This is a genomic window from Peribacillus sp. V2I11 (assembly GCF_030817135.1).
Classification (GTDB): Bacteria; Bacillota; Bacilli; order Bacillales; family DSM-1321; genus Peribacillus; species Peribacillus simplex.
Genome location: NZ_JAUSYW010000002.1, coordinates 121,695 through 146,528, shown reverse-complemented (window position 1 = coordinate 146,528; position 24,834 = coordinate 121,695). Strand labels below are relative to the sequence as shown.

Here is a 24,834-nt window from a genome sequence, read left to right as displayed (position 1 = left end):
AATGACAGCGACCTATCGTTATCTTCCTGATACTAAACAAGATCAAGAGGAAATGCTATCCTTTCTTGGAATCTCTTCGACAGAGGAGCTGTTTGAAGATCTCCCGAATGATATTCGTCTGGAAGAGGAGTTAAACATCCCTAATGCAATTCCTGAACCACTTCTGTTGAAAAAGATGCATCAGCTTGCTTCGCAAAACAAACATGCCAATCAAAATCCAATCTTTCTTGGTGCGGGTACTTATGATCATTACATTCCAAGTGTTGTGAATCATATGATTTCCCGTTCTGAATTTTATACAGCTTATACCCCTTACCAGCCAGAAATTAGCCAGGGAGAATTACAAGCCATTTTTGAATTTCAAACCATGGTATGTGAGCTGACAGGAATGGATGTTGCAAATTCTTCCATGTACGATGGCTTTACTTCCCTTGCAGAAGCAGCATCACTTGCAGTTGTATCAACAAGACGTTCGAAAGTACTTGTATCAAAGGCGGTTCATCCAGAATCCCGTGCCATCTTACAGACAGTAGCAGATGGTCAAAGGTATACAGTGGAAGAGGTGAATCTTGCGACGGACTGTACAGACTTAGAGAAACTGCAAGAACAAATCGATCCATACACAGCAGCTGTTATCGTCCAATACCCAAATTTTTTTGGTTCCATTGAAGATTTGAAAGAAATTAAGAAAATTGCCGAGACAACAGGCGCTATGTTAATTGTTAGTGCTAATCCACTGGCATTAGCGCTTTTGCAACCACCAGGTAATCTTGGAGCAGACATTGTAATAGGTGATATGCAGCCCTTAGGGATACCAATGAGCTTTGGTGGTCCGCACTGTGGTTACTTTTCGGTTCATAAAAAGTTTATGCGCAAAATACCTGGACGTATCGTGGGTCAAACAACAGATGAACAAGGAAAAAGAGGATTTGTGCTAACATTGCAAGCACGTGAGCAGCATATTCGCCGTGATAAAGCAGCTTCCAATATTTGTTCTAACCAGGCGTTAAATGCGCTAGCTTCCTCCATTTGCATGACAGCACTTGGAAAGCAGGGAATTAGACATATGGCACAGCTAAACTTCGATAAAGCTGATTACATGGCAAAACGTCTTAAAGAAATAGGTTGTAAGATTATGAATCAAGCACCATTTTTTAATGAATTTATTGTCGAGCTTCCACTTCCGGCTAAGGTAGTCAATGACGAGCTTCTAAAAGCAGGAATCATCGGAGGATTTGATTTAGACCGTGATTACGGCTTAGGAAATCAAATGCTCATTGCGGTAACCGAGCAAAGGACAAAAGAAGAGATTGACCAATTTGTAAATGTATTGGAGGCGATTGTACATGGTTGAATACAACGATATAATCTTTGAAATCAGTCGAGCTGGTCGAATTGGTTCAAGCCTTCCAGAAAGTGATGTCAACAAAATCGATTTAAAAGATAAGCTTCCTATGCATTTGATTCGTGACATACCAGCAGAACTCCCAGAGGTGTCAGAACTTCAGCTTGTTCGCCACTACACAGCACTTTCCAATAAAAACTATGGGATTGATAATGGGTTTTATCCACTTGGTTCTTGTACGATGAAATACAACCCGAAGATCAATGAGGATGTGGCTCGTTTCGACGGTTTTAGCCGCATTCATCCGTATCAGCCAGCCGAAACGGTGCAGGGAGCACTAAAGCTTTTATATGAATTACAGGAAGATTTAGCTGTAATTACAGGTATGGATGCTGTGACGTTACAACCTTCAGCAGGAGCTCAAGGAGAATGGACCGGTTTAATGATGGTCAAAAACTATCATGAACAAAAAGGGGAGACAAGAACAAAAGTACTTGTTCCAGACACAGCCCATGGTACCAACCCTGCCAGTGCATCAGTGGCCGGATATAAAACGGTTACGATTCCATCTAATGAACATGGATTAGTCGATTTGGAAGAATTAAAGAAACATATGGATAATGATACAGCAGCCCTAATGCTGACCAATCCAAACACACTTGGCCTTTTTGAAAAAGAAATTGTGGAAATTTCTAAAGTGGTGCATGAATCAGGTGGCTTACTGTATTATGATGGGGCCAATGCCAATGCGATTTTAGGGAAAACAACACCGGGAAAAATGGGCTTTGACATCGTGCACTTAAATCTTCATAAAACATTTACAACTCCTCATGGTGGAGGTGGTCCTGGTGCTGGTCCTGTTGGTGTAAAAAGCAAGCTGATTCCATATTTGCCGGTGCCACACATTGAAAAAGATAAGGATCACTATGTACTGAACTATAATCAACCATTATCCATTGGCCGTGTAAAAGGTTATTATGGAAACTTCGGGATTCTTGTTCGTGCGTATACCTATATTCGTACAATGGGACCTGAAGGTCTACGTCAAGTATCGGAAAGTGCAGTCCTCCATGCAAACTATCTTCGCAAAAGGCTAGAACCATATTTCGAAGCACCTTATTCACAAATTTGTAAGCATGAATTTGTGTTATCCGGTTCAAGACAGAAAAAACTGGGTGTAAGAACCCTTGATATGGCCAAACGGCTGCTTGATTTCGGTTACCATCCACCGACCATCTACTTCCCGTTAAATGTAGAGGAATGTTTGATGATTGAGCCGACAGAAACAGAGTCAAAAGAAACCCTCGATACCTTTGCAGATACAATGATTCAAATTGCTAAAGAAGTGGAGGAAAATCCAGGTGTTGTACTAGAAGCACCGCATACAACGATCATAGGACGATTAGATGAAGTGCAAGCAGCAAGACAACCTATATTGCGTTACACAAAAGAAGAGGAAGCTGTGAGAGAAAATGAAGTGGTGACATAATAAATTTAATTTCAGGTTGTAATGGTCCGTCGGTAATGAATAGGAGAGAACTTGTTTTGTCTTGGGGTTTTCTTCTTGGTCGTTTCAACATCCACTCAATCGTTCTCCTACCAGGCTTATGTTTGTGTAAAATAAAATGTTTGAGGATTAAAAACATGATAATGGAGAGAAGGAGGGGATTTGATGGTTATAACACTAACGAAATCAGCAGTGAACAAGCTGGAAACAATGAAGTTGAAAGAAGATCAATCTCCTCGGATTGATGCTAATATAGCAGGTGGATGTGGGATGTCTATCAAGTTTACGCTTGTTTTTGAAGAACCACGACGAAACGATACTTTTATTGAATATGGTGATATCCAGATTCGAATCGATCGTTTTACAAAGCGCTATTTAAATGAAGAGACACAAATAGATTATACAGAAGAGCATGGCTTTCTTGTGGGAGAAAGCTTTGCTTCAAGTGCATGTTCAATAGAGGTTGATTAATGGTCGTGGTTCTTCCTAATTGTATATGATAGATTTCTAATCGAACCTATTAAAAGAAGAGATTATAGATTACTAAATTAAGGCGCTGGAAGTTAAGTTGGACGATTCGGAAGGCAAAGAAAAGATAATAAAAAAGCAGCCATTTGGCTGCTTCAGTTTGTAGACAAAGTCCGTTTGTAGGGTCTTTGTCTACAAGCTTTTTTTGTATAATAAAGATAACATTACTTTTTATGGGGGATTGGTTATGTTATCAAAAAACCGACTAGAAAAACAGTTAAAATCAAATCACGGATTTGACTCCTTGTGTATTTAGTAAATCTAAAAGATGACGTACTGCATGGGAGAATCCATCTTCATCATTTGTTTTTGTTATTAAATCAGCCTTTTGTTGAATATTCAGAGGGGCATTACCCATCGCAACGGAAGTGGTTGCTACCTCGAATTGGGCGAGGTCGTTGCCCCCATCACCGAAAGCAATAATCTCATCAAAGGCTAGATTCATCATCTGTTGGTAATGTAATATAGCCTTTCCTTTATGTGTTTCGTTTGAAGTGATTTCAACGTTATTAGGAAAGGAAGAAGCCAACGAAACATCAAACTTATTTGCTAATGTCTTTTTTACTACCTCAATTTTATCTAGTTGATCATACTGTACCAATGCAATTAGTTTATAGATTTTAAGATTGTCTTGATTTAGAATTTTCATCGTAATTGTATGTTTGAAAAAGAGTGTCTAGCTCTTCATTACTTTTATGATGTAATGGAGGCAAAGTGGAAGGGAAACCGCCATAATTTGTATATACGAGAATTCTAACTCCTAATTTTTGCAAAACGGAGAATATCTCTTTATATGTAGACATTGGTAAAGTAACTTCGTACAACAGTTCTCTAGTTTTCGAGTATAAAAGGGAACCATTTAAACAAAAGATTGGAACCTCCATGTTTTGTATAGGTTTAATTTTTACCACATCTGAATAAGATCGACCTGTGTTCAAAATGACCGTATGTCCTTTTTCTTGCAGTTCTTCTAAGGCTTTCAAATCCCTTTCGGATATTTCATGTTGAGAATTCAATAAGGTACCATCTAAATCAATCGAAATACATTTCATCGTTTCAGTCCTTTCCCTAAATTAAAAATTTTTACAATTATACTCCTAAAAAGATTTTGGATTTGGCTATTTTTATTTGTTTTTTTGATAGATAAAAAGATTCTGGTTCAAATCTCTAGTTATTTTATCAAATAAAAAACAAAAATACCGAACTTCCTAGTTTTTATCATGAAAAGTTCGGCATAAAGTTTATATTCGAATAAAAGGTATCTTCTTATAAGGTGATATTAAAATTTGTTCTGCGCTATGCTTTTACAACACACCTCTATTCTACCTTTAATTCCTCTCATGATATACTGAATCTTGATTGAGGCATTGTTCTTGCTTGCAGTTAGAGTAATAAGTCATGACTTTTTCCGTATCGACAGTGTCTATGAGCTCTCCACAGTATTTACATATAACTGTACCTAATGCTTGAGGGCGACTGGAGATTTCCATTTTTTATCCATCCTTTCGTTTACTGCTTGAGCTAACTCAATGACCCTGCAAGCATACGCCCATTCATTATCATACCAGGCCAATATTTTAATTTGATTTTCCACTGTCATGATTGAAAGTCCATCTACAATCGCTGATTTTTCATTCCCTATAAAATCGGAGGATACTAACGGCTCTTCAATATAGCCGACATAATGAGACAGTTTTCCATTTGCTGCTGCATGAAATACTGATTTCACTTCGTCAAGTGATACCTCACGGGCAACTTGAACAGTGAGATCAACTAATGAAACATCCTGTGTAGGAACACGAATTGATATTCCTTCAATATATGAAGCCAGATGCGGGAGAACATCAACAAGGGCTTTACCCACTCCTGTTGTCGTCGGAACAATGGATTGAGTACAAGAGCGGGCTCTTCGTAAATCTTTATGCGGGTTATCTAAATGATTTTGGTCAGAAGTATAAGAGTGAATAGTGGTCATCCATCCCTGTTTAACTTGGAAGGCTTGGTCCATGATACTTAAAAGAGGGGCAACACAGTTAGTCGTGCAGGAGGCTGCGGATAAAATAGTGTGCTTCGAAAGATCTAACAGATGATCATTCACTCCCATAACCACTGTAAAATCCATATTCTTACCAGGTGCAGTAACAATGACAGTGGATGCTCCAGCTGATAAATGCTTTTGTGCCCCCTGGCGGTCATTGAATTTTCCGGTAGCATCAATCGCAATGTCTATACCCATTGTTCCCCATGGAATCCTCTCAGGTTCACGTTCAGAAATGATCTGAATAATATCACCATTAATTAAGAGATGTCCATCTTGTATTGAAATATCTGCATTCCAAGATCTGTGTATGGTATCGTATTTTAATAGATGAGCTACTGTTTCTACAGGATAAATGGAATTAATCGCCACTAACTTAAGTTGATCATGTTTATTGGATAACATTTTTCTAATCAATAGCCGACCGATTCTCCCTGTGCCACTAATGCCTAATCTCCTTATCATTGTGTTGCCTCCTTTCATCTTGTTACCACCTTTGTTATGAAGGTATTAATTTAAATGACCACTTCACTTGAAGTCGTGGTCCGTCTATGTTGACAGATTAGAATAATTTAAGCTTTTTAGATTATAAACAATGCTATTAGGAAGAAATCAAGTCGCTGAACATTTCCCATTCAAGAATCTCAAAACCCCTTGCTCGATTAATAATAAAGGGACCTATCGACAAACTATTATTATTTAGTCGCTTCCACTGGCAATCAAATCCTCTTTTATTAATGCAAGCACCATTCCCGGAATTACTTTATCCCCTTTTTGCACTTCTAAAGAATACACTTCACCACTTATCCCAATACTTATGGTTTCAAGATTTCCTTTACCGGTTTCTATGGTAAACAAAGGTTCCCATTCATATATTCGTGAATGATTTTCAATGGAGACTTCTTGGATGGTTCCATAACAAGAACTCATAACCATTTCATGTTGAATCATAAGTAATCTCCTTCCGGTTTGATATAAGGGGTACTGCTCAAAGTAGAGTTTAATATTGATTTACGAAAAGTTTCTGATTTAAAATCATCTGAAGAAAGATTCGGCATTCATCAACATCAATTGGATGGATTCCTAATTTTTCTGCCCAATAGCAATTCGTTTTCGGTATCTTCATTGCACATTAAGACCATTGTGCCACTTTGAATAGAAACGACCATTGCTTTCCCAAAAAAATTATTTGTAAATATGATAGCAAAGTCATATCGATGATGTTCCGTTGCTATACAATAATAATGGACGGATTGGCTTTCACTTTCCTCAAATAAAATATCTACCATGTTTTTTTCTATGCTCCTTCTTAAGGTTTTATTTGATCCAACCACAAACTCGTGGAACTTGGGTCAACCTTCGAATTGTTCCAATATATGAACGCGTTTTCATATTTACGCCGAAGCTTTTGGATGTTTCAAAGACCTTTAAAGGTTATATTTCACTTTAGGTGTTAGATGAGTGAATCTAATGGTGGGTTTTCAGCTTCTTTGGTTATATAATTATCACTTTGATTTATCCTTTATTCTAAATGGGTAATAGTGTTGCCTTATCGTTTGCTTCTAAGTTCTCAATCATTGCATGCCAGGATTCCGGTTTGTTAGATAAGACAGAGTAATAACGTCTTAAAAATTTTACAATCAGTTCTGTTTGTACTTCATTGACTCTAGCTTCCATTGGAAGAAAACAAAGATCAAGTCCTGTTACAGCCTCTCCATCATTGTTCCAGGAAGGGTGGAGATAAGGGAAATCAAGACGCTTGTAACCAAGATGAGACAGTACTTCACGGCGGACATATGGATTCATAGGCTTAACCCCGCCAAACTCATAGTGTTCTACTCGATATGGATCGTAAATTTCAGCAAACATCCCATATAAACGATTGCCATTAATCGAGGCCAAGTAAATTAAATCTTCTAATCTCTTATTGGCTAAAAATGGACCGATGCCGAGTCCAGCCTGACCAATGATCGTAAAATCTGTCATAGCAACATTAAAATCCTCATAATAACGGTACTCCGTAGCACCAATTACTTTCCTATTATGAACGGCAACAAAAACACGGATTCCTGGGTCTTCCAAAGGTTCTTTCCAAAGATCGAATTCTAATACTTCTTCTGGGGGGAATACGTCTTGCATTAATTGATGCAATTGCTTAAATAAAGGATCTTCTATACTTGTAATTCTAATATATTCCATTTTTATTTTAGACTCCTTTTTGTTTTGACTTTGATGGGCAAAAAGGGTTTTTCCACTCCATCAGTGTTCCGTAATTATGTGATTCTTCATCTTCTAAATAGTTTGCCACTACTTGAACGGGGGTACGACCACAGCGGAGCAGGAAGGTGATGACTGGATCTTTCAGTTCGCCTTTTACGACAGCTTCAAGGTATTGTTCCGGCATCAGCTCACTCTCTTTTTTATGATATCCAGGCATTCTTCCTCCTCCCAGTAATCGTTCCAATCCTTTATGAACTACAACTTCATACATCGAGAACATCAGCCATTTTCCTAATCCTAATTTTCGATAGGAGGGACTTACGCCAATATCCACGACATAGAGCGTATTACCATTTGGATTATGGTTTCGAATATACCCATTGTCCGTGATTTCCTCCCATGTATGTTCCGGATGCTTGGAATCAAAGTCAACCAACAATCCAGTCATTGAACCCGCAATTTCACCATCGATTTCGATGCATAAGGCTCCTTCGGGGAACATGGTAACATGATTATGCAATTGCTCCGTATTCCACCACAATTCAGACGGGAAAGGTGGTGGAAAGCTTTCCTGTTGAACGCGAATTAAGCCGGGAAAGTCTTTTTCTTCATAATTTCGAATCACGGCAGGGACAGATTGATCATGGTCGAAGACAAAAAGCTCTTTTCGATACAAAATGATCCCCCCTTATATTTGTGAAGTGAGTTCTTTATTTGTTTCCCAATCTGGATAAAGGTCTGTACGACGATCCCGCCATGTCGTGACGGAACCACTTTCACGAACCTGGTATAACAGCTCTAAATTCAAATCAGCTGTTACGATCATATCTTGGTTAACTTCTCCCTCTACTTGAATCCCATTTGGAGGAAATGGAATATCGTTTGGTGTAATGACAGCAGCTTGCCCAAAATTCGCTCGCATAAAGTCAATCGTAGGAAGGGAACCGACTGTTCCGGTGGTTACGACATAGACCTGATTTTCTACTGCCCTCGCATGGCTCGTGTAACGCACACGATGAAATCCATGACGGTCATCGGTACAAGAAGGACAGAAAATTATATCCGCCCCCTTGGCCTTCGCCATTCGAACAATTTCTGGAAATTCGATGTCATAGCAAGTCAACATGGCAATTGTGCCTTTTTCAGTCTTGAACACTTCCAGATTTTCTCCAGGAGTCAGCTTCCAGTCATTCACTTCCGTTGGAGTGATATGAAGTTTTGACTGTTCTGCGACCCTACCATCTGGATAGAATAAGTGAGCGACGTTGTACAATCGATCACCTTTACGAATGACATGGGTTCCCCCAATAATATGCATCTTTGTTTGCATCGCCAAATTTATAAATAAAGACCGATATCGTTCTGTAAAATCGGGTAGATCTTGAATGGACAAAGGTTGTCCTTGTTTATTACCAATGGACATTAATTGTGTGGTGAAGAATTCCGGGAACAAGACAAAGTCTGAACCAAATTCTTCAGCTGTTTTAATATAATGTTCCACTTGTTTGGAAAATTCCTCAAAAGAACTAATAGTTTGGAGATGGTATTGCACTGCTGAAACCCTTAGTTTCATAGTCTCATCCTTTCTTATCAATACTCTATAAAGATTTCACCTTATCATGTTTTATTGATTAGCTATTGTTATTATTAGACACATAATAAATTTTAACAAGTACACACTTTTATGTTATTTAGTGAAAAAAAGTATACCGTAAAGATATAAACTAAAAGAAAAATCACAAAGAAAGGAATTTATTGAGGTCCCGTTAAAGGGAAATGGTGGTCAGATTTCCACCTGGGTGAAAACAAAACTAGCTCCTTCATCTGATTGAGTATGCTACCGAGCTAGTAGTTGAGGAATTTATTGTTATCAATGATCTTATGATTAACTTCGACAATCTTTGAGGCAACAGCAACCTTTTTTAAGACATTAAAGGTAGCTGCAATATCCTCGCAAATCGATTTAGATCAAACATCAAATCTTAATTGAGGTAGCTTGTATACTATTGGTTCATTTGTCTCTTTATTTATTAGTTTTCAAGACCACGTCCATGTAGTTCTTCCCCCACTCATACATAGATTCTAGAATAGGAATTAGAGTTTCCCCATGTTCGGTCAGTGAGTATTCAACTTTTGGTGGTACAACAGGATAGACTTCACGATGAACAATTAGGTCATCTTCCAGCTCCCGTAGTTGATTAACTAGCATTCTTTGGTTAATTCCCGGCATGAGTGACTTCAGTTCGTTAAACCGTTGGGTGCCCTCTTTGCCTAGATGCCATAAAATAAGCATTTTCCACTTCCCACCAATAACAGCAAGTGACAATTCTTTTTCACAGCTAAACTCCTTATCACGAATGATCCTCATTGGTTCGCCTCCATGTAAAAGTATACTTTTTAATACTATATGTTTGTAAAGTGCTTACTTACGTACTAATAATTTACGCATTATACTAGAACAAATATAAAAGATAATACGGCTTGTCAAATTAACAGTATACTTTTAATACTATATGTTAAAAAGGTATGTACTTATGATTTTAAATTATACACGTTAATTTAATACGTACAAGTGTAAAATGCGTGCAAATGAAAATAGCTTGTATAAACAAACAGTATACTTTTAAGTACTATGTATTAAAAAAGTGCATACTTACAAATTTATATTATACAAATTATAATTGTTTCTATACAGGTAAAACGTGTACAAAAAATAGTTTGTTTGGCTTGTATAGGTACAAAGAACACAGGAGGTGATCTAATGAGTGAATTAAAAACCAAAGTCGTTAGTAAAGAGCCCGTTCTGTCGTTAGCTATGGATTTTCTCGCTGTAGCACAGCAAGCAGCCATTGCGTCCTATCCTTGGATAGGAAAAGGAAGAAAAAATGAAGCGGATGGGGCTGGAACGAAAGCTATGCGCGATCGAATGAACCTCATTGATATGACTGGTGTTATTGTTATTGGGGAAGGGGAACTGGACGAAGCTCCCATGCTTTATATTGATGAGGTGCTAGGAACTGGAAATGGGCCCCATGTAGATATTGCGGTTGATCCTGTTGAAGGAACTACTTTAATGTCAAAAGGACAGGATGATTCAATAACAGTCATTGCTGTTTCCTCCAGAGGAAGTTTACTGCATGCACCGGATATGTATATGAAAAAGATAGCTGTAGGTCCAAAAGCAAAAGGCCATATCAATATAGACTCATCTTTAACAGATAATATGATTTCCGTTGCAAATGCTTTAGGAAAAGACATAAAAGAATTAACGGTAATGATACAGGATCGACCACGTCATGATCATTTGATCAAACAAGTATTCGATGTGGGGGCAAAAGTCAAGTTGTTTTCTGATGGTGACGTTACAGGAGCAATTGGTACTGCACTCGAAGAAATAGACGTTGATATATTAGTAGGAACTGGCGGTGCCCCAGAAGGAGTAATTGCTGCGACTGCATTGAAGTGTTTGGGAGGAGATTTCCAAGGGAAACTTGCCCCTCAAAACCAAGAAGAATTTGATCGCTGTATTAAGATGGGATTATCAAATCCTGAAATAGTATTAACAATAGATGACATTGTAAAATCTGATGATTGCTTCTTTGTAGCAACTGGAATTACGGATGGAACGCTTATGAAGGGTATCCGAAAAACTGAAGATGGGTCAATACTAACTCATTCTTTCCTTACAGTTGGAGGAATGGATGAAAAAATTCAATTCATAGAAGCGTATCATCGATATTAAAACTAACAAAATGATGTTTACTGAATGGATTGTCTAAATAGATAGTCAATAGAAGCCCTTTATAAGGGCAATTATATAAAGAGGAAAAGGAGAGATGGGAAATTATGCCATTAGTTTCAATGAAAGAAATGTTAATTCAAGCAAAAGAAAATAAGTATGCTGTAGGACAGTTTAATATCAATAATCTCGAGTTTACTCAGGCCATTTTACAAGCAGCGCAAGAAGAGAATTCTCCTGTTATTCTCGGGGTATCAGAAGGTGCTGCACGTTACATGGGTGGATTTAAGTTGGTTGTCACGATGGTTAAAGAATTAATGGATGAATATAAAGTGACAGTACCAGTTGCCATTCATCTTGATCATGGTTCAAGCCTTGAGAAATGTGTACAAGCCATACATGCTGGATTTACATCCGTTATGATTGATGGTTCCCATCATCCATTAAAAGAAAATATTGAATTAACAAAACGAGTAGTTGAAGTGGCACATGCTGTTGGTGTATCTGTTGAAGCGGAGCTTGGTCGTATTGGCGGACAAGAAGATGACATTATCGCTGATATCGAATCTGCATATTATGCGATCCCATCGGAATGTGATCAATTAGTTCGTGAAACAGGAGTAGACTGCTTTGCCCCTGCGTTAGGTTCTGTCCACGGTCCATATAAAGGTGAACCAAATCTTGGATTTGATCGGATGAAGGAAGTTATGGAATTAACAGGTGTTCCTCTCGTTCTTCACGGTGGTACAGGTATTCCAACAAAGGATATTCAAAAAGCCATTATGTTTGGTTCGGCGAAAATTAACGTCAATACTGAGAGCCAAATTTCTGCTACCAAAGCAGTTCGCGAAGTATTAGCAGCGAAGCCAAATGAATACGATCCTCGTAAATTCCTTGCACCAGCCCGTGAAGCAATTAAAAATACAGTCAAAGGTAAAATGCGCGAATTTGGTTCTTCAGGTAGAGCTCAGGTAGAGCAAAAAGAAAAGAGTTTAATTTAATTTATGAGAAAGGGGAAAAATCATGATTGAAGAAAAAGTAAAGGTTGATCAGCTAGCCATTAATACGATTAGAACCCTATCAATCGATGCGATTGAAAAGGTGAATTCAGGTCATCCAGGAATGCCAATGGGTGCTGCTCCGATGGCATACATACTTTGGTCTAAGTTTATGAACTATAATCCAAGCAATCCGAATTGGTTTAACCGTGACCGTTTTACGTTATCTGCAGGTCATGGATCCATGCTATTATACAGCTTATTGCATTTAACTGGTTATGACCTATCATTGGATGACTTAAAAAACTTCCGTCAATGGGGAAGCAAAACACCTGGTCATCCTGAATTCGGCCATACACCTGGAGTTGATGCCACAACTGGCCCATTAGGCCAAGGGATCGCCATGGCAGTTGGGATGGCAATGGCTGAAAGGCACTTAGCTTCTACGTACAATCGTGATGATTTAAATGTAATTGATCATTACACATACAGCATTTGTGGCGATGGTGATCTTATGGAAGGTGTATCTGCAGAGGCAGCTTCACTTGCAGGCCACCTTAAACTGGGCCGTTTGATTGTATTGTATGATTCAAATGATATTTCTCTTGATGGTGATCTTCATATGTCATTTAGTGAAAACGCTGCTGATCGTTTTAAAGCATATGGCTGGCAGGTACTTCGTGTTGAGGACGGCAATGATCTTCATGAAGTCGCGGAAGCTTTAGTTAGAGCAAAGACAAACGAAGATCAACCTACATTAATTGAAGTCAAAACAACAATTGGATATGGGTCACCGAATAAAGGGGGTAAATCTGCCTCGCACGGTGCACCACTTGGAAAAGACGAAATAAAACTGGTCAAAGAACATTACAACTGGAACTATGAAGAAGATTTTTATATTCCAGAAGAAGTAAAAGCACATTTTACAGAACTAAAAGAAGCATCAGAGCAGAAGGAACAGTCTTGGAATAAGTTGTTCGCCCAATATGAGAAAACATATCCAGCACTAGCAAAGGAATTATTGCAATCAATCAATGCCGAGCTTCCAGAAGGCTGGGATGCAGATATTCCTCAATATAGTGTGGGTGAAGATAAACTTGCGACACGTTCTTCCAGCGGTGAAGTATTAAATGCACTTGCGAAAAACGTTCCACAGTTATTTGGGGGTTCAGCTGATTTATCCTCTTCTAATAAAACGATGCTAAAAGGTGAAGGTGACTTTAGCCGTTCAAATTATGGCGGACGTAACATTTGGTTTGGGGTTCGTGAATTTGGAATGGGTGCTGCTGTAAACGGAATGGCCCTACACGGTGGAGTGAAAGTATTTGGAGCAACATTCTTTGTATTCTCTGATTATTTACGTCCGGCAATTCGTCTCTCAGCATTAATGAAACTACCTGTAATTTATGTCTTTACACATGATAGCGTTGCTGTGGGTGAGGATGGACCAACACATGAACCAATTGAACAATTGTCCTCATTACGAGCAATGCCTGGTCTTTCTACAATTCGTCCGGCTGATGGCAATGAGACAGCAGCAGCTTGGAAGTTGGCGTTAGAGAGTAAAGACGAACCAACAGTTCTAGTCCTTACACGTCAAGATTTACCAACACTTGTAAATCCTGAAAAAGGGTATGAGGGTGTTAAAAAAGGTGCATATGTGATCTCAGAAGCAAAAAATGATCTTGATGGTTTGTTATTAGCTTCTGGTTCTGAAGTTCCCCTTGCTGTTGATGCACAAAAGGCACTTGAAAAAGAAGGTATTTTTGTTTCGGTTGTTAGTATGCCAAGCTGGGATCGTTTTGAAAAACAAACGGATGAATACAAAGAAAGTGTACTGCCTAAAGAAGTAAAAACACGTCTGGGTATTGAGATGGGGGCTTCCTTAGGTTGGAGTAAATATGTTGGTGATAACGGTCACGTCCTCACCATTGATCAATTTGGAGCCTCAGCCCCAGGAGAGAAAATAATTGAGGAATACGGTTTTACAGTTGAAAATGTCATTTCTCATTTTAAAAAGCTACTCTAAATTTTTGCCCTGTTTAATTTAGAAATGACCGAGTAATTCATTAGAAACCTTGTGTTCACTGATATATTTTCGAAGAAAATGTTAACCTTAAACATTTAATAGAAACATGGATTCCTTCACACATTTGAAATGTAGGGGTTAGAAACAACTCCCAACGATATATGAATAAACACCTTTTATTACGGCAGACTACACCAGTTGGTGGGCCTGCCCTTTTTTGAACAATTGAAATGAATCACTTCTCTTTAAATAGAAGTATTAATTCAAATAGATCTAGTCTTCATATCTTGTAAATCTCAGTAAGAAATCGAACAAAAATTGAAAGTATTGTTTTGAATAAGCAACACTTTCATAACTATGTTTATTTCCTACGAAGTAGCTATTATCTGTGGAGGGAACAAAGATGACGATTGACATTTTAAAATCAGAATTACTTGTGAATATAGACGCTAAGCGTGAAGAAATGATCGGAATTGCTATTTCCGGAGATTATAAGGATAAAAAAACCATAATGTGTAGCCAAGAGTTGGACCAGCTTTTATATAAATATCAGCAAATTTTGTTTGAAGAGAAAAGGAATACAAATATTTCCTTTCTTGAATTAATGAAAGTTATTAAAAAAGTTTCATAAATTTATACTTTAGAAGTGGTGAACAAATAAAAACCCAAAAAACAATTGTTTCGTCATTCAAGACTTTGAAGAAATCCTCTTTTTTTTATTTTTAGAATCGGTGATCACAAAGAAATATAATGATGAATTTTATTTTGTGGTATAAGGATTAGGATTGCAGAACCATATAGTGACTTTTATATAAGACGTGAAAAATATGGAGGAAAACATGAATGAATAATATTGCAGTATTAACTAGTGGCGGGGATGCACCAGGAATGAATACCGCTATTCGTGCGATCGTTCGAAGAGGGATTTTTAAGGGACTGGATGTTTTTGGTGTGCAAAATGGCTACAAAGGTTTAATAGATGGGGATTTTGTTTCAATGAACCTGGGAAGTGTTCGTGATATTATTCACCGGGGAGGAACCATCTTACAAACCACACGCTGCCGAGAGTTTAAGGAGGCTGAAGGACAGCAACATGCTTTAAAACAACTAGAAAAACAGGGCATTGAAGGTTTAATCGTGATCGGCGGAAATGGCACTTTTGAAGGTGCGAGAAAATTAACCGCCCTAGGATTTCCAACCATTGGTATCCCGGGAACAATTGACAATGACATTGCAGGTACTGAATATACGATTGGATTTGATACTGCTGTGAACACAGCTGTGAAAGCAATTGATAAAATTCGTGATACGGCAGCTTCACATGATCGTACCTATGTCGTTGAGGTAATGGGCCGTGATGCGGGTGACATTGCTCTATGGGCAGGAATGTGTGCAGGGGCAGAATCGATTATTATCCCTGAAGCTGACCATGATGTGGAAGATGTAATTGACCGAATAAAGCAAGGATATCAGCGTGGAAAAACACACAGCATTATTGTGGTCGCTGAAGGGGCATTTAATGGTAGTGTGGGAAAAGGGATAGAAATCGGTAGAGAGATTAGAGAAAAAACAGGATTTGACACTAAGGTGACCATTCTTGGGCATCTTCAACGTGGGGGATCTCCTAGCGCTTACGACCGTATGATGAGCAGTCAGATGGGAGCAAAAGCCGTCGATTTACTGGTTGAAGGTGAAAAAGGGGTGATGGTGGGTTTGAAAAATGGTAAACTGATTCATTCATCTTTTGGGGAAGCAGCGAAAGATAAGCATACCATTGATTTGTCCATCTATCATTTAGCAAGAAGTCTTTCTATATAAAAGGGCTGATTTATTTATATTGAATACAGAAAAGATATGATTGGAAATCAGGAAAAAGTAAGAGTTGCTTATGAATGCTCTAAAGGGATATGTTGGAGCTACAATCTTATTACAAGAAGGAGAATCCCAATAAGTTAGGAGGAGGAAAAAATGAAAGTAGCAATTGCATCTGATCATGGTGGTGTGAATATTCGGAAAGAAATAATCTCCCTGATGGAAGAGCTGAATATTGAGTATATAGACTTAGGATGTGAATCTAGCTCCTCTGTTGACTATCCAGATTATGCGATTCCAGTAGCGAATAAGGTAGCAAGCGGTGAGGTTGAACGTGGTATTCTAATTTGTGGTACAGGTATTGGAATGAGTATTGCGGCAAACAAAGTAAATGGTATACGCTGTGCCCTTGTGCACGATTTGTATAGTGCTAGGGTAACAAGAGAGCATAATGATTCTAATATATTAGCAATGGGAGAGCGTGTCATTCGTCCGGATTTAGCTCGGAATATTGCAAAAACATGGTTAACAACCTCCTTTGAAGCTGGTAGGCACGAGAGGCGTGTCAATAAAATAGCATCGTATGAAGCGTTATAAGTAAAATAAGCACGGTAATTTTACTGGGTTTTATTTAAAGAGAAGTAGAAATTAAATAGTCAGTATATTCAAAAAATATTCTTTTATAGCTAACACCCTCTATCATGGTGAATTTTTCATACAAATTAAAGAAAGTAGAGGTATTAAATTATGATTAAGATTGCACCTTCCATTCTATCAGCTAATTTTGCACGGCTTGGAGAAGAAATAAAAGATGTTGAACGGGGCGGAGCCGATTACATCCATGTAGATGTGATGGATGGACATTTTGTGCCAAATATTACAATTGGTCCATTAATTGTCGAGGCAATTAGACCAGTCACAAACTTACCTTTAGATGTCCATTTAATGATAGAAAATCCAGATCAATATATTGGGGCGTTCGCCCAAGCAGGTGCCGACATATTGTCGGTTCATGTTGAAGCATGTCATCATTTACACAGAACCATTCAACATATTAAATCTGAAGGCATGAAAGCTGGAGTGGTATTAAATCCTCATACTCCGGTTTCAATGATCGAGCATGTGGTAGAAGATGTTGACCTTGTATTGTTTATGACAGTAAATCCAGGGTTTGGGGGACAATCTTTCCTTCATTCTGTTCTACCAAAAATAAAACAAATTGCTGCCATTGTGGAAAAGAGAAAATTGAATGTTGAAATTGAAGTAGATGGAGGTGTAAATATTGAAACGGCAAAACTTTGTATCGAAGCAGGAGCAAATGTCCTTGTTGCAGGTTCAGCCATATATAATCAAAAGGACCGAAGTCAGGCAATTGCAAATATTAGAAATGAAAATCAAGTGTTAAATAGACGTTAAAAGCGAACGTAAATAATTTAGACCCAAGGATTCAATAATTTCTGGAGAATTGCAAGGGCCCATCCCTGATTGGTAGATGTTATGTAACCAACGTTTTATCTCATGGATGGGTCTGGTGCTTGCTATAAACCAATCAAATTTGTAGACTGTAAAGCTAAAACCAAAAATAATGTGGTGGAAATTTATATCCTAATGACCGGTTTAATTACAAAACAGGCCTCTGTAGGGATCCAATAACGTTTTTAATGGATGAAGCGCACCCCAGAATACTCAGTAACCACTTTTATCGAAGTAAAGGAGGAGCTAATATGAGTAAAAAGAGGAAAAACGAAAATATCGTTTTTAATGTTTCAGTCCTACTAACAGTCGCTTTCATTATTTGGGGGATCTTTTTTACAGAGAGCCTTTCAATTATTACCACTACCTTTTTTAATGGTACCATTGACTACTTCGGGTGGATTTATCTTGGATCTGCCCTCTTTTTTGTCCTATTTTCTGTTTATTTATTATTCTCTAAATACGGTCATATTAGATTGGGAAAGGCAACTGACAAACCGGAATTTAAGACAGGATCTTGGTTGGCTATGCTTTTTGGTGCAGGTACGGGAGTTGGAATTATCTATTGGAGTGTTGCAGAACCTGTATTTCATTATACGAGTCCACCCACTGGAAAAGGACATACAGAAGCAGCTGCTAATTTAGCTATGGAGTATACATTTTTTCATTGGGGTTTCCATCCCTGGGCTATTTACACGGTCATTGGTTTGGCCCTTGCCTTTTTCCAATTCAACAAAGGATTGCCAGCATCAGTGAGTTCCGCTTTTTATCCTCTTTTAAAGGAAAAAGTTCATGGTCCGATTGGTAAAACCATTGATATCCTTGCAGTCTTTGCAACCATCTTCGGTATTGCTACCTCTCTCGGTTTGGGTGCCAAGCAAATTTCAGGTGGACTTAATGCCTTATTTGGAATCCCAAATACTCTTCTGGTTCAAATCATCGTTATTGCTGTTGCAACCATTCTATTCTTAATCTCTTTATCCACTGGATTAAAAAGGGGAATTCAATATTTATCCAACACGGCCATGATCCTATCGTTTTTGATCATGTTCTTGGTTTTAGTGCTGGGACCTACTTCTATGATTTTTAAAGTGTTTTTTAATACAATGGGCAGCTATGTAAGTGATTTCGTTGGTATGAGTTTAAACTTAGAGCCCTTTGGCGACAGCAAGTGGATTGGGAGTTGGACGTTATTCTATTGGGCATGGTGGATTGCATGGGCACCTTTTGTAGGCATGTTTATTGCCAGAATTTCTAAAGGAAGGACGATAAAGGAGTTTGTCATTGGCGTATTATTCGTCCCTTCACTTGGTACGTTTGCTTGGCTCTCCATCTTTGGAGGATCAGTTCTCAATATGATCCATAACTTAGGTCAAAAGGAATTAGCCACACAAATTACTTCAAATGTTGATTTATCGGTGTTCAGTTTTTTTGATTATCTTCCTGCAAGTTCTTTATTAAGTATCGTAGGTTTTGCAGTCATGATCATTTATTATATAACCGTAGCTGATACATCCACTTTTGTGTTGGGTATGCTAAGCGAAAGAGGTAATTTAAACCCTTCAAATAAGATTAAAATTACGTGGGGGGTCATTCAGTCAATGGTTGCCGCTGTTTTACTTTTGGCAGGTGGTTTGCAGGTCCTCCAAACTGCCTCCATCGCAGCTGCATTTCCCTTTGCGATTATTATGATTGTCATGTGTTGGTCTTTATTCAAGGCTTTAAAGGAAGAGGTCAAAGAAGACTTTACCTCGATTCAAAAAGAAAAAATTTCTTAAGCAGTAATTCATTTAATAATTAGTGATGCGTTTGTTGAAATAAGTCATATCGAACAGTGCTGATTCCCATGACTTATTTACGAGTAGAGTAAGGATTCTTAAAAGGGCTTTCACTCTTTTGATTTATCCAATAAACTAACTAAAATAAAGAGCTAAAATTCGTAAAACAGGGCAACATTCGATAAAACGTAGCTTACTATCAATTTTCATCATCTATTATGGGGGTTTTCTCCATCTGGATCTCTAAATAGTTGACTGGGCAATAGGCAGCAAAGTTGTAATAGGTTGCACTCTATTTGGCAATGGTAGGAAGGGAGTTTAAAGTAACCTATATAATAGAAGAAACTCATCAAAAGAAGGCCTTTGCTCAACTGGAGCAAAGGCCTTTTATGAATAGGGGGAATACTTTATCAGTATTGCCAGTTATACAAATTTATATACTTTTAGTTTCAAATAATAATAGTGTTGATTTTACGATGAACAATTAACAAATATACACCAAGCTTCACAAACTAAAGAAGTCAGTAAACGGAAAAGGGAGAGTTTTTCTGGTTTCCTTTTCGCCAACAGCATGAACCAATAAATAGAATTACTATATAATAGAGGAAACTCGTCAAGAAGAAGCTTTACTCAACAGAAATAAACACAAATTGTCCGTAAGTACACGCACTAGCCCTCTAACTGTCTATCTTAAATATCCCTAGAAAACAATATGCAACATACAAGATTTAAAATAAATAACTTTTCTTACCTGTTAGGTATTGCCATTGTAAGCGCTTTCATTTATACTGAAAGTGGGTTGGATGGCATGAGTGGCCGTCATAGTATTTGGCGTAGGTGGGGCCGATACAGGGAACAGGGCAATAAAAATGTCCTTTTTAAAGCTGCGTTTGTTAATTTTTTCTAATGCTGTTTATCCTTACATAGAATTTATAATCTTCTTTCCTAATTAATAGGAAAAAACACATCTAAAAAATCCATCTACCTCTGAAAAGAGGTAGATGGATTTTTTAGTATAAGGATATTTTATTTTATAACATTGCTAGTTTGACAGATAGATGGTCATGTTCTTCTAAAGGAAATTGGATGAAACAACAAGGAACTAGAGAATGACATTATCCACTAGATTCTTCAAACTTGTGATAATAGTTGATCTAATTATCAACTGGTTCTTCAGTCACTAGAACCGCATAACTTTTTTCTATTCTCAATGTGTGAATGCGCATGAGTTAGTAAGCATAAGATTTCTATGAAGATTTTTTAAGAGTAATTAGTTCGATATTTTCTCACTGTTTTCAAGGGCTATATTTGTATGATTACAGTCTGAACAGTTTCCATAAATTTCAAAGTGATGTCGGGTTATAGTATAACCCGTTTTTTTTTCAGCCAATAGCTCTACTTCTGTTAGAGTAGGATAGTTAAAATCATGTAATTTTCCACAAGATAAACATACAACATGGTAATGAAGAGAGGTTGCCCATTCGTAACGGCTGGAAGCCTGGCCAAAAGTGAGTTCATTTATGATGCCTAATTTTTTTAAGCATTTTAAATTATTATATATAGTTGTAATTGTTATATTTGGCAACTTCTTTGTTAATGAATTAAAGATTTCATCAGCTGTTGGATGAGAATTTGAAATTGCTAAATATTCCATGATGGCTTTACGTTGGGTTGTCATTTTTAAACCATTTGTTTTAAAAAGCTTTAAAACTTTTTCCACGCGATGTTGATAACACATACAACACCTCATTAGTCATATTTTAAGTATGGTAGTAGAAAAGACCATCACTAAGATGATCTTTTCGTTAGAATTGAATTGTTAATACATTAGAGAATAATTGAGAAAGTATTACGGTTTAAAAATTATTTTCTAATCATGAATTCATCTTAAACTTCTTGTGATACTGATAAACCAAGTCCCTCTGCGATACGTGATCCAAATTCTGAATCTGCTTTATGGAAGTGCCCAATTTGACGAGATTTAATTTCATCACTTTCAACAGGTGTCATCGCACCAACAATTGTTTGGACTAAACGTGTACGCTCTTCTTCACTCATTAATCGATATAAGTCACCAGCTTGAGTATAGTGGTCATTATGATCATAAGCCACGCTTTCGGCTACACCAGAAACTGCGTAAGCAGCTTGCTTTGCATTAGCTGATTCTGTCGGGCCTCCGAAGCTATTTGGTTCGTAGTAAACAGAACCACCACCGTTGTTGTCAAAACGCATTTGGCCATCACGTTGATAGTTTTTCACTTCATTACGAGCGCGGTTGATTGGCAATGCTTGATGGTTAGCACCCACACGGTAACGATGTGCATCATGATAGGCAAACAAACGGCCTTGAAGCATTTTATCTGGCGAAACATCGATACCAGGTACTAATGTTCCAGGAGAGAAAGTTGCTTGTTCTACTTCAGCAAAATAATTTTCTGGATTTCTGTCTAACACCATGCGACCTACTTCAATTAAAGGATAATCTTTTTGAGACCATGTTTTTGTAACATCGAATGGATCAAAGCGGTAAGTATTTGCATCCTCTAATGGCATAATTTGTACATACAGTTTCCATGCTGGAAAGTCGCCTCTTTTAATCGCATTAAATAAGTCTTCTGTATGGTAATCAGGATTTTCTCCAGCAATACGTGCTGCAACTTCTTCTGTTAGGTTTTTAACACCTTGTTCTGTTTTAAAGTGATATTTAATCCAAACGCCATCACCTTCATCGTTCGTCCACTTAAATGTATGACTTCCAAATCCATGCATATGACGCAAAGTGGCAGGAATACCACGGTCACCCATTAAATAGGTTACTTGGTGTAAAGATTCAGGAGATAAAGACCAGAAATCCCATATAGCATTAGGGTTTTTCAAATGTGTTTGTGGATGCCGTTTTTGTGTATGAATGAAATCAGGGAATTTAATCGCATCACGAATAAAGAAAATGGGTGTGTTGTTCCCGACAATGTCGTAATTGCCTTCTTCTGTATAAAATTTCACAGCGAAACCACGTGGATCACGTACAGTATCTGCAGAACCATTTTCACCAGCTACAGTTGAGAAACGAATAAATAACGGAGTGCGTTTTCCCATTTCTGATAAGAAGTTAGCTTTCGTATATTTTGTTAGATCATTTGTTACTTCAAAATAACCATGGGCTCCAGCCCCTTTAGCATGAACAACACGTTCAGGAACACGCTCTCTGTTGAAGTGGGCTAATTTTTCTAAAAGATGAACATCTTGAATTAATGTTGGTCCACGAGAACCGGCTGTCAAAGAGTTTTGATTGTCCCCAACCGGAGCACCCCAGCTAGTTGTAAGTCTATTATTATTATTATTACTCAATTGAATCACCTCATGAAGTTTTTATAGTAACTATATAAAACGATAGTAATTATTATTAAATATTTAATATTATTTTAAAATAGGTATAATTAACTAAAAATTATAAATTTTTACTATAGTTATGTTTTGAGAGTTTTCCATAATAGAGATTGTTCTCACTACAAGTCTTAAATTTGCATATTGAGTTTATCATTCAAGAAATAAGGGTTATGTTTGTATCAAGAGCAGCATTAACTTTTTTTCAAGCAGCTTAGTTGATGGGTAACATAGCTTCGATTAAGATCATTTTCCCTATTAATACGCTAAACTGAATAGTCCATTAATCTGGGACAGATAACGAATGTTACTAGATTCCTTCATTAATGATGCGGGCAAGCCTCTCAATTGGGTTTTATTTTCCCCAATCGTGCCGATTGCGTCTTTACGACCCAAACTGCCCAATGTTCCGGAAAAGACAGGACTAAACTCTTCCATCACACCGCCTGTAATGTAAGCGAACAAATTATAGCCAACTGTTTCCCCCATTTGCCAAGCTAACTGAGCAGTTGGAGGGTACGGACGTCCATCAGGTCCCATAACAACGGCGCTGTCGCCGGAAAGAAACACGTTTTGATGAGATGTAGACTGAAGATATTCATTTACGAGCGCACGTCCGCGATTTACTTCTATTCCCGAATTAGCAACCACAGAATTACCTTGAACGCCGCCTGTCCAGACCATCGTCTTCGTTTCAATCGTTCTTCCATTTTTCAGCTCTACAGTGGACTGTTCCATGTTTGTAACCGGTGTCCCGGTTACAAACTCTACACCACGTGCGGCAAGACTAGTTTGTGCACGTTCCACTAATTCAGCTGGGAATCCTGGCAAAATAGTCGGTGCGGCCTCGACACAAAGCAAGGAAATCTCTTGAGAGTTTACGCCGTATTGTCGGCATAATTGTGGCATTAAATCAGCAAACTCACCAATCAATTCAATACCAGTAAGTCCGCCACCTCCTACCACAATCGTTGCAAATTCCTTACTATGAGTTTTGCTATATGTGCGAATACAGGATTCGACATGGTCACGTAAACGATTAGCATCTTCTACTGACTTTAGTATAAAGCTGTGCTCTTGAAGGCCCGGAATACCAAAGTAAGCCGTTTCGCTACCTAACGCAATCACTAGCAAGTCATATGTCAGTTTCGTTCCATCTGTAAGAAAAACTTGATGATCGTCAGGGGATATCTCTTGAACACTTCCAATCTTTAAATCAATGTTTTTACCACGTAGTATTTTTTCTAGCGGCAATGCTACTGCTTTTTCGGACAAATTCCCTGCAGCCAGACGGTGTAATTCCGTAATAATTTGGTGGGTTGGAAAGCGATTTACAAGTGTAATGGAGGCTTCATCAGTTCCTAAATGTTGTCGTGCTGTCAAGGCACTTAGCAAACCGCCATAACCTCCGCCCAAAATTAAAATATTTTTACCCATAATCTTCCTCCGTTCATTACTTTATCCTCAGAAATTTTTACTGTTTCTCCTGTTTTTTAGATGTTAAATCTAAGTATGCCTGTGCAAATCGAAACATTTTTTGTATTTGCGGATCTTTTAATATTCGAAATAAACCAAACACACCGATAGTAGTTCCCTGATTTGCCTGGGCCCAATCATTTGCTTCTATAGCTGTTGCTGCGCATTCCTTTATCTTTCCTTCCAGCGGTTTTACGCATTCCTGTATACCACCAACTAAATCATTAATGAACACGCGATCTGTCATTATGGATTGCGCTAAATCATAGGATTTGGTCAGATAGGGAACCATTTCTGCCAATTTCGGTAAATTCTCCACAAGGACAGTCAAAGATTCCTGTACTTCCGGTTTTAACAATTGATTAAGCACGTCTATTTGCGCTTGGCTTACTGCTGAAGATGTGAATTGATTCTCAATAGTAGAAGCTTTCCGTATAGATGGTTGTTCATTAATTGCTTGTGACATAGATAGAATCTCCTTTACCATTTTAGTAAGAGGTGGCAAAA

General features: G+C 37.9%; 24 protein-coding genes and 1 pseudogene. 12 read left to right on the top strand and 13 right to left on the bottom strand.

The window, feature by feature from the left end; genetic code table 11:
* Position 1 precedes the first annotated feature (1 nt).
* The 3 genes from gcvPA (at position 2) to QFZ73_RS27245 (ending at position 3,323) form a co-directional block, all read left to right on the top strand.
* Positions 2 to 1,354 (top strand): aminomethyl-transferring glycine dehydrogenase subunit GcvPA, encoded by a 1,353-nt coding sequence (gcvPA, locus tag QFZ73_RS27255; protein WP_307273592.1) that lies wholly within the window; start codon positions 2 to 4, stop codon positions 1,352 to 1,354.
* Positions 1,347 to 2,834: an aminomethyl-transferring glycine dehydrogenase subunit GcvPB gene (gcvPB, locus tag QFZ73_RS27250; RefSeq protein WP_251433035.1), complete on the top strand. Its 1,488-nt coding sequence runs from the start codon at positions 1,347 to 1,349 to the stop codon at positions 2,832 to 2,834. The genes gcvPA and gcvPB overlap by 8 nt, the downstream gene beginning before the upstream one ends.
* A 183-nt stretch (positions 2,835 to 3,017) precedes the next feature.
* Positions 3,018 to 3,323, top strand: a complete 306-nt coding sequence (locus tag QFZ73_RS27245; RefSeq protein WP_251433032.1) for an iron-sulfur cluster biosynthesis family protein — start codon at positions 3,018 to 3,020, stop codon at positions 3,321 to 3,323.
* Positions 3,324 to 3,603: 280 nt separating this feature from the next.
* Here QFZ73_RS27245 and QFZ73_RS27240 read toward each other — a convergent pair.
* The 9 genes and pseudogenes from QFZ73_RS27240 to QFZ73_RS27200 all read right to left on the bottom strand — a co-directional run bounded on the left by QFZ73_RS27240 (position 3,604) and on the right by QFZ73_RS27200 (position 10,006).
* Positions 3,604 to 4,432: pseudogene (locus tag QFZ73_RS27240) on the bottom strand (HAD family hydrolase).
* Between the two features lie 276 nt (positions 4,433 to 4,708).
* Complete coding sequence (locus QFZ73_RS27235; protein WP_251433026.1) at positions 4,709 to 4,870, bottom strand: GapA-binding peptide SR1P; 162 nt, start codon at positions 4,868 to 4,870, stop codon at positions 4,709 to 4,711.
* Positions 4,840 to 5,883: a type I glyceraldehyde-3-phosphate dehydrogenase gene (gene gap / locus QFZ73_RS27230; RefSeq protein ID WP_307273585.1), complete on the bottom strand. Its 1,044-nt coding sequence runs from the start codon at positions 5,881 to 5,883 to the stop codon at positions 4,840 to 4,842. Before gap ends, QFZ73_RS27235 begins: the two co-directional genes overlap by 31 nt.
* A gap of 234 nt (positions 5,884 to 6,117) precedes the next feature.
* Positions 6,118 to 6,369 carry a biotin/lipoyl attachment domain-containing protein gene (locus QFZ73_RS27225; protein WP_207117766.1) on the bottom strand — a complete coding sequence of 84 codons (252 nt, stop codon included), beginning with the start codon at positions 6,367 to 6,369 and terminating at the stop codon, positions 6,118 to 6,120.
* 116 nt (positions 6,370 to 6,485) lie between these two features.
* The gene (locus QFZ73_RS27220; RefSeq protein WP_307273582.1) at positions 6,486 to 6,707 is read right to left on the bottom strand and encodes an SAV0927 family protein; all 222 of its coding nucleotides are present in this window, start codon (positions 6,705 to 6,707) and stop codon (positions 6,486 to 6,488) included.
* Positions 6,708 to 6,945: 238 nt separating this feature from the next.
* Positions 6,946 to 7,617, bottom strand: coding sequence for a GNAT family N-acetyltransferase (locus QFZ73_RS27215; protein ID WP_251433019.1), 672 nt, complete (start codon positions 7,615 to 7,617; stop codon positions 6,946 to 6,948).
* A gap of 7 nt (positions 7,618 to 7,624) precedes the next feature.
* On the bottom strand, positions 7,625 to 8,314 hold the full coding sequence (locus QFZ73_RS27210) for a GNAT family N-acetyltransferase (protein ID WP_251433017.1): 690 nt from the start codon (positions 8,312 to 8,314) through the stop codon (positions 7,625 to 7,627).
* A gap of 12 nt (positions 8,315 to 8,326) precedes the next feature.
* Complete coding sequence (locus QFZ73_RS27205; RefSeq protein WP_307273576.1) at positions 8,327 to 9,211, bottom strand: carbon-nitrogen hydrolase family protein; 885 nt, start codon at positions 9,209 to 9,211, stop codon at positions 8,327 to 8,329.
* Between the two features lie 450 nt (positions 9,212 to 9,661).
* Positions 9,662 to 10,006, bottom strand: a complete 345-nt coding sequence (locus tag QFZ73_RS27200; RefSeq protein WP_048883438.1) for a winged helix-turn-helix transcriptional regulator — start codon at positions 10,004 to 10,006, stop codon at positions 9,662 to 9,664.
* 393 nt (positions 10,007 to 10,399) lie between these two features.
* Here QFZ73_RS27200 and glpX point away from each other — a divergent pair, with 393 nt between their 5' ends.
* The 9 genes from glpX (at position 10,400) to QFZ73_RS27155 (ending at position 19,955) form a co-directional block, all read left to right on the top strand.
* Complete coding sequence (gene glpX, locus QFZ73_RS27195; RefSeq protein ID WP_307273572.1) at positions 10,400 to 11,380, top strand: class II fructose-bisphosphatase; 981 nt, start codon at positions 10,400 to 10,402, stop codon at positions 11,378 to 11,380.
* 104 nt (positions 11,381 to 11,484) lie between these two features.
* A complete protein-coding gene (fba, locus tag QFZ73_RS27190; protein ID WP_307273569.1) occupies positions 11,485 to 12,378 on the top strand; it encodes a class II fructose-1,6-bisphosphate aldolase in 894 nt (297 codons plus the stop codon).
* Positions 12,379 to 12,400: 22 nt separating this feature from the next.
* Positions 12,401 to 14,404: a transketolase gene (tkt, locus tag QFZ73_RS27185; RefSeq protein WP_307273567.1), complete on the top strand. Its 2,004-nt coding sequence runs from the start codon at positions 12,401 to 12,403 to the stop codon at positions 14,402 to 14,404.
* 403 nt (positions 14,405 to 14,807) lie between these two features.
* A complete protein-coding gene (locus tag QFZ73_RS27180; protein ID WP_307273562.1) occupies positions 14,808 to 15,035 on the top strand; it encodes an aspartyl-phosphate phosphatase Spo0E family protein in 228 nt (75 codons plus the stop codon).
* Positions 15,036 to 15,247: 212 nt separating this feature from the next.
* Positions 15,248 to 16,222, top strand: a complete 975-nt coding sequence (gene pfkA / locus QFZ73_RS27175; RefSeq protein ID WP_307273559.1) for a 6-phosphofructokinase — start codon at positions 15,248 to 15,250, stop codon at positions 16,220 to 16,222.
* Positions 16,223 to 16,372: 150 nt separating this feature from the next.
* Positions 16,373 to 16,813: a ribose 5-phosphate isomerase B gene (gene rpiB / locus QFZ73_RS27170; RefSeq protein ID WP_251432941.1), complete on the top strand. Its 441-nt coding sequence runs from the start codon at positions 16,373 to 16,375 to the stop codon at positions 16,811 to 16,813.
* Between the two features lie 150 nt (positions 16,814 to 16,963).
* Complete coding sequence (rpe, locus tag QFZ73_RS27165) at positions 16,964 to 17,632, top strand: ribulose-phosphate 3-epimerase (RefSeq protein ID WP_251432938.1); 669 nt, start codon at positions 16,964 to 16,966, stop codon at positions 17,630 to 17,632.
* Between the two features lie 308 nt (positions 17,633 to 17,940).
* Complete coding sequence (locus QFZ73_RS27160; RefSeq protein WP_307273552.1) at positions 17,941 to 19,467, top strand: glycine betaine uptake BCCT transporter; 1,527 nt, start codon at positions 17,941 to 17,943, stop codon at positions 19,465 to 19,467.
* 296 nt (positions 19,468 to 19,763) lie between these two features.
* Entirely contained in the window at positions 19,764 to 19,955 is a 192-nt protein-coding gene (locus QFZ73_RS27155) for a hypothetical protein (RefSeq protein WP_048883420.1), read from the top strand.
* 782 nt (positions 19,956 to 20,737) lie between these two features.
* Here the strand turns inward: QFZ73_RS27155 and QFZ73_RS27150 are convergent.
* The 4 genes from QFZ73_RS27150 to QFZ73_RS27135 all read right to left on the bottom strand — a co-directional run bounded on the left by QFZ73_RS27150 (position 20,738) and on the right by QFZ73_RS27135 (position 24,793).
* The gene (locus QFZ73_RS27150) at positions 20,738 to 21,205 is read right to left on the bottom strand and encodes a Fur family transcriptional regulator (protein ID WP_307273546.1); all 468 of its coding nucleotides are present in this window, start codon (positions 21,203 to 21,205) and stop codon (positions 20,738 to 20,740) included.
* 149 nt (positions 21,206 to 21,354) lie between these two features.
* The gene (gene katA / locus QFZ73_RS27145) at positions 21,355 to 22,815 is read right to left on the bottom strand and encodes a catalase KatA (RefSeq protein ID WP_307273544.1); all 1,461 of its coding nucleotides are present in this window, start codon (positions 22,813 to 22,815) and stop codon (positions 21,355 to 21,357) included.
* Between the two features lie 294 nt (positions 22,816 to 23,109).
* Positions 23,110 to 24,288: an NAD(P)/FAD-dependent oxidoreductase gene (locus QFZ73_RS27140; RefSeq protein ID WP_307273541.1), complete on the bottom strand. Its 1,179-nt coding sequence runs from the start codon at positions 24,286 to 24,288 to the stop codon at positions 23,110 to 23,112.
* A 37-nt stretch (positions 24,289 to 24,325) separates the two neighbouring features.
* Entirely contained in the window at positions 24,326 to 24,793 is a 468-nt protein-coding gene (locus tag QFZ73_RS27135) for a DUF1641 domain-containing protein (protein ID WP_307273538.1), read from the bottom strand.
* Between the last annotated feature and the right edge of the window lie 41 nt (positions 24,794 to 24,834).

What these genes read in the sequence shown, in the direction of transcription:
- gcvPA (WP_307273592.1), top strand. Translation starts at nt 2, where the DNA reads ATGACAGCGACCTATCGTTATCTTCCTGATACTAAACAAGATCAAGAG.
- gcvPB (WP_251433035.1), top strand. Translation starts at nt 1,347, where the DNA reads ATGGTTGAATACAACGATATAATCTTTGAAATCAGTCGAGCTGGTCGA.
- QFZ73_RS27245 (WP_251433032.1), top strand. Translation starts at nt 3,018, where the DNA reads ATGGTTATAACACTAACGAAATCAGCAGTGAACAAGCTGGAAACAATG.
- QFZ73_RS27235 (WP_251433026.1), bottom strand. Translation starts at nt 4,870, where the DNA reads ATGGAAATCTCCAGTCGCCCTCAAGCATTAGGTACAGTTATATGTAAA.
- gap (WP_307273585.1), bottom strand. Translation starts at nt 5,883, where the DNA reads ATGATAAGGAGATTAGGCATTAGTGGCACAGGGAGAATCGGTCGGCTA.
- QFZ73_RS27225 (WP_207117766.1), bottom strand. Translation starts at nt 6,369, where the DNA reads ATGATTCAACATGAAATGGTTATGAGTTCTTGTTATGGAACCATCCAA.
- QFZ73_RS27220 (WP_307273582.1), bottom strand. Translation starts at nt 6,707, where the DNA reads ATGGTAGATATTTTATTTGAGGAAAGTGAAAGCCAATCCGTCCATTAT.
- QFZ73_RS27215 (WP_251433019.1), bottom strand. Translation starts at nt 7,617, where the DNA reads ATGGAATATATTAGAATTACAAGTATAGAAGATCCTTTATTTAAGCAA.
- QFZ73_RS27205 (WP_307273576.1), bottom strand. Translation starts at nt 9,211, where the DNA reads ATGAAACTAAGGGTTTCAGCAGTGCAATACCATCTCCAAACTATTAGT.
- QFZ73_RS27200 (WP_048883438.1), bottom strand. Translation starts at nt 10,006, where the DNA reads ATGAGGATCATTCGTGATAAGGAGTTTAGCTGTGAAAAAGAATTGTCA.
- glpX (WP_307273572.1), top strand. Translation starts at nt 10,400, where the DNA reads ATGAGTGAATTAAAAACCAAAGTCGTTAGTAAAGAGCCCGTTCTGTCG.
- fba (WP_307273569.1), top strand. Translation starts at nt 11,485, where the DNA reads ATGCCATTAGTTTCAATGAAAGAAATGTTAATTCAAGCAAAAGAAAAT.
- tkt (WP_307273567.1), top strand. Translation starts at nt 12,401, where the DNA reads ATGATTGAAGAAAAAGTAAAGGTTGATCAGCTAGCCATTAATACGATT.
- QFZ73_RS27180 (WP_307273562.1), top strand. Translation starts at nt 14,808, where the DNA reads ATGACGATTGACATTTTAAAATCAGAATTACTTGTGAATATAGACGCT.
- pfkA (WP_307273559.1), top strand. Translation starts at nt 15,248, where the DNA reads ATGAATAATATTGCAGTATTAACTAGTGGCGGGGATGCACCAGGAATG.
- rpiB (WP_251432941.1), top strand. Translation starts at nt 16,373, where the DNA reads ATGAAAGTAGCAATTGCATCTGATCATGGTGGTGTGAATATTCGGAAA.
- rpe (WP_251432938.1), top strand. Translation starts at nt 16,964, where the DNA reads ATGATTAAGATTGCACCTTCCATTCTATCAGCTAATTTTGCACGGCTT.
- QFZ73_RS27160 (WP_307273552.1), top strand. Translation starts at nt 17,941, where the DNA reads ATGAGTAAAAAGAGGAAAAACGAAAATATCGTTTTTAATGTTTCAGTC.
- QFZ73_RS27150 (WP_307273546.1), bottom strand. Translation starts at nt 21,205, where the DNA reads ATGTGTTATCAACATCGCGTGGAAAAAGTTTTAAAGCTTTTTAAAACA.
- QFZ73_RS27140 (WP_307273541.1), bottom strand. Translation starts at nt 24,288, where the DNA reads ATGGGTAAAAATATTTTAATTTTGGGCGGAGGTTATGGCGGTTTGCTA.
- QFZ73_RS27135 (WP_307273538.1), bottom strand. Translation starts at nt 24,793, where the DNA reads ATGTCACAAGCAATTAATGAACAACCATCTATACGGAAAGCTTCTACT.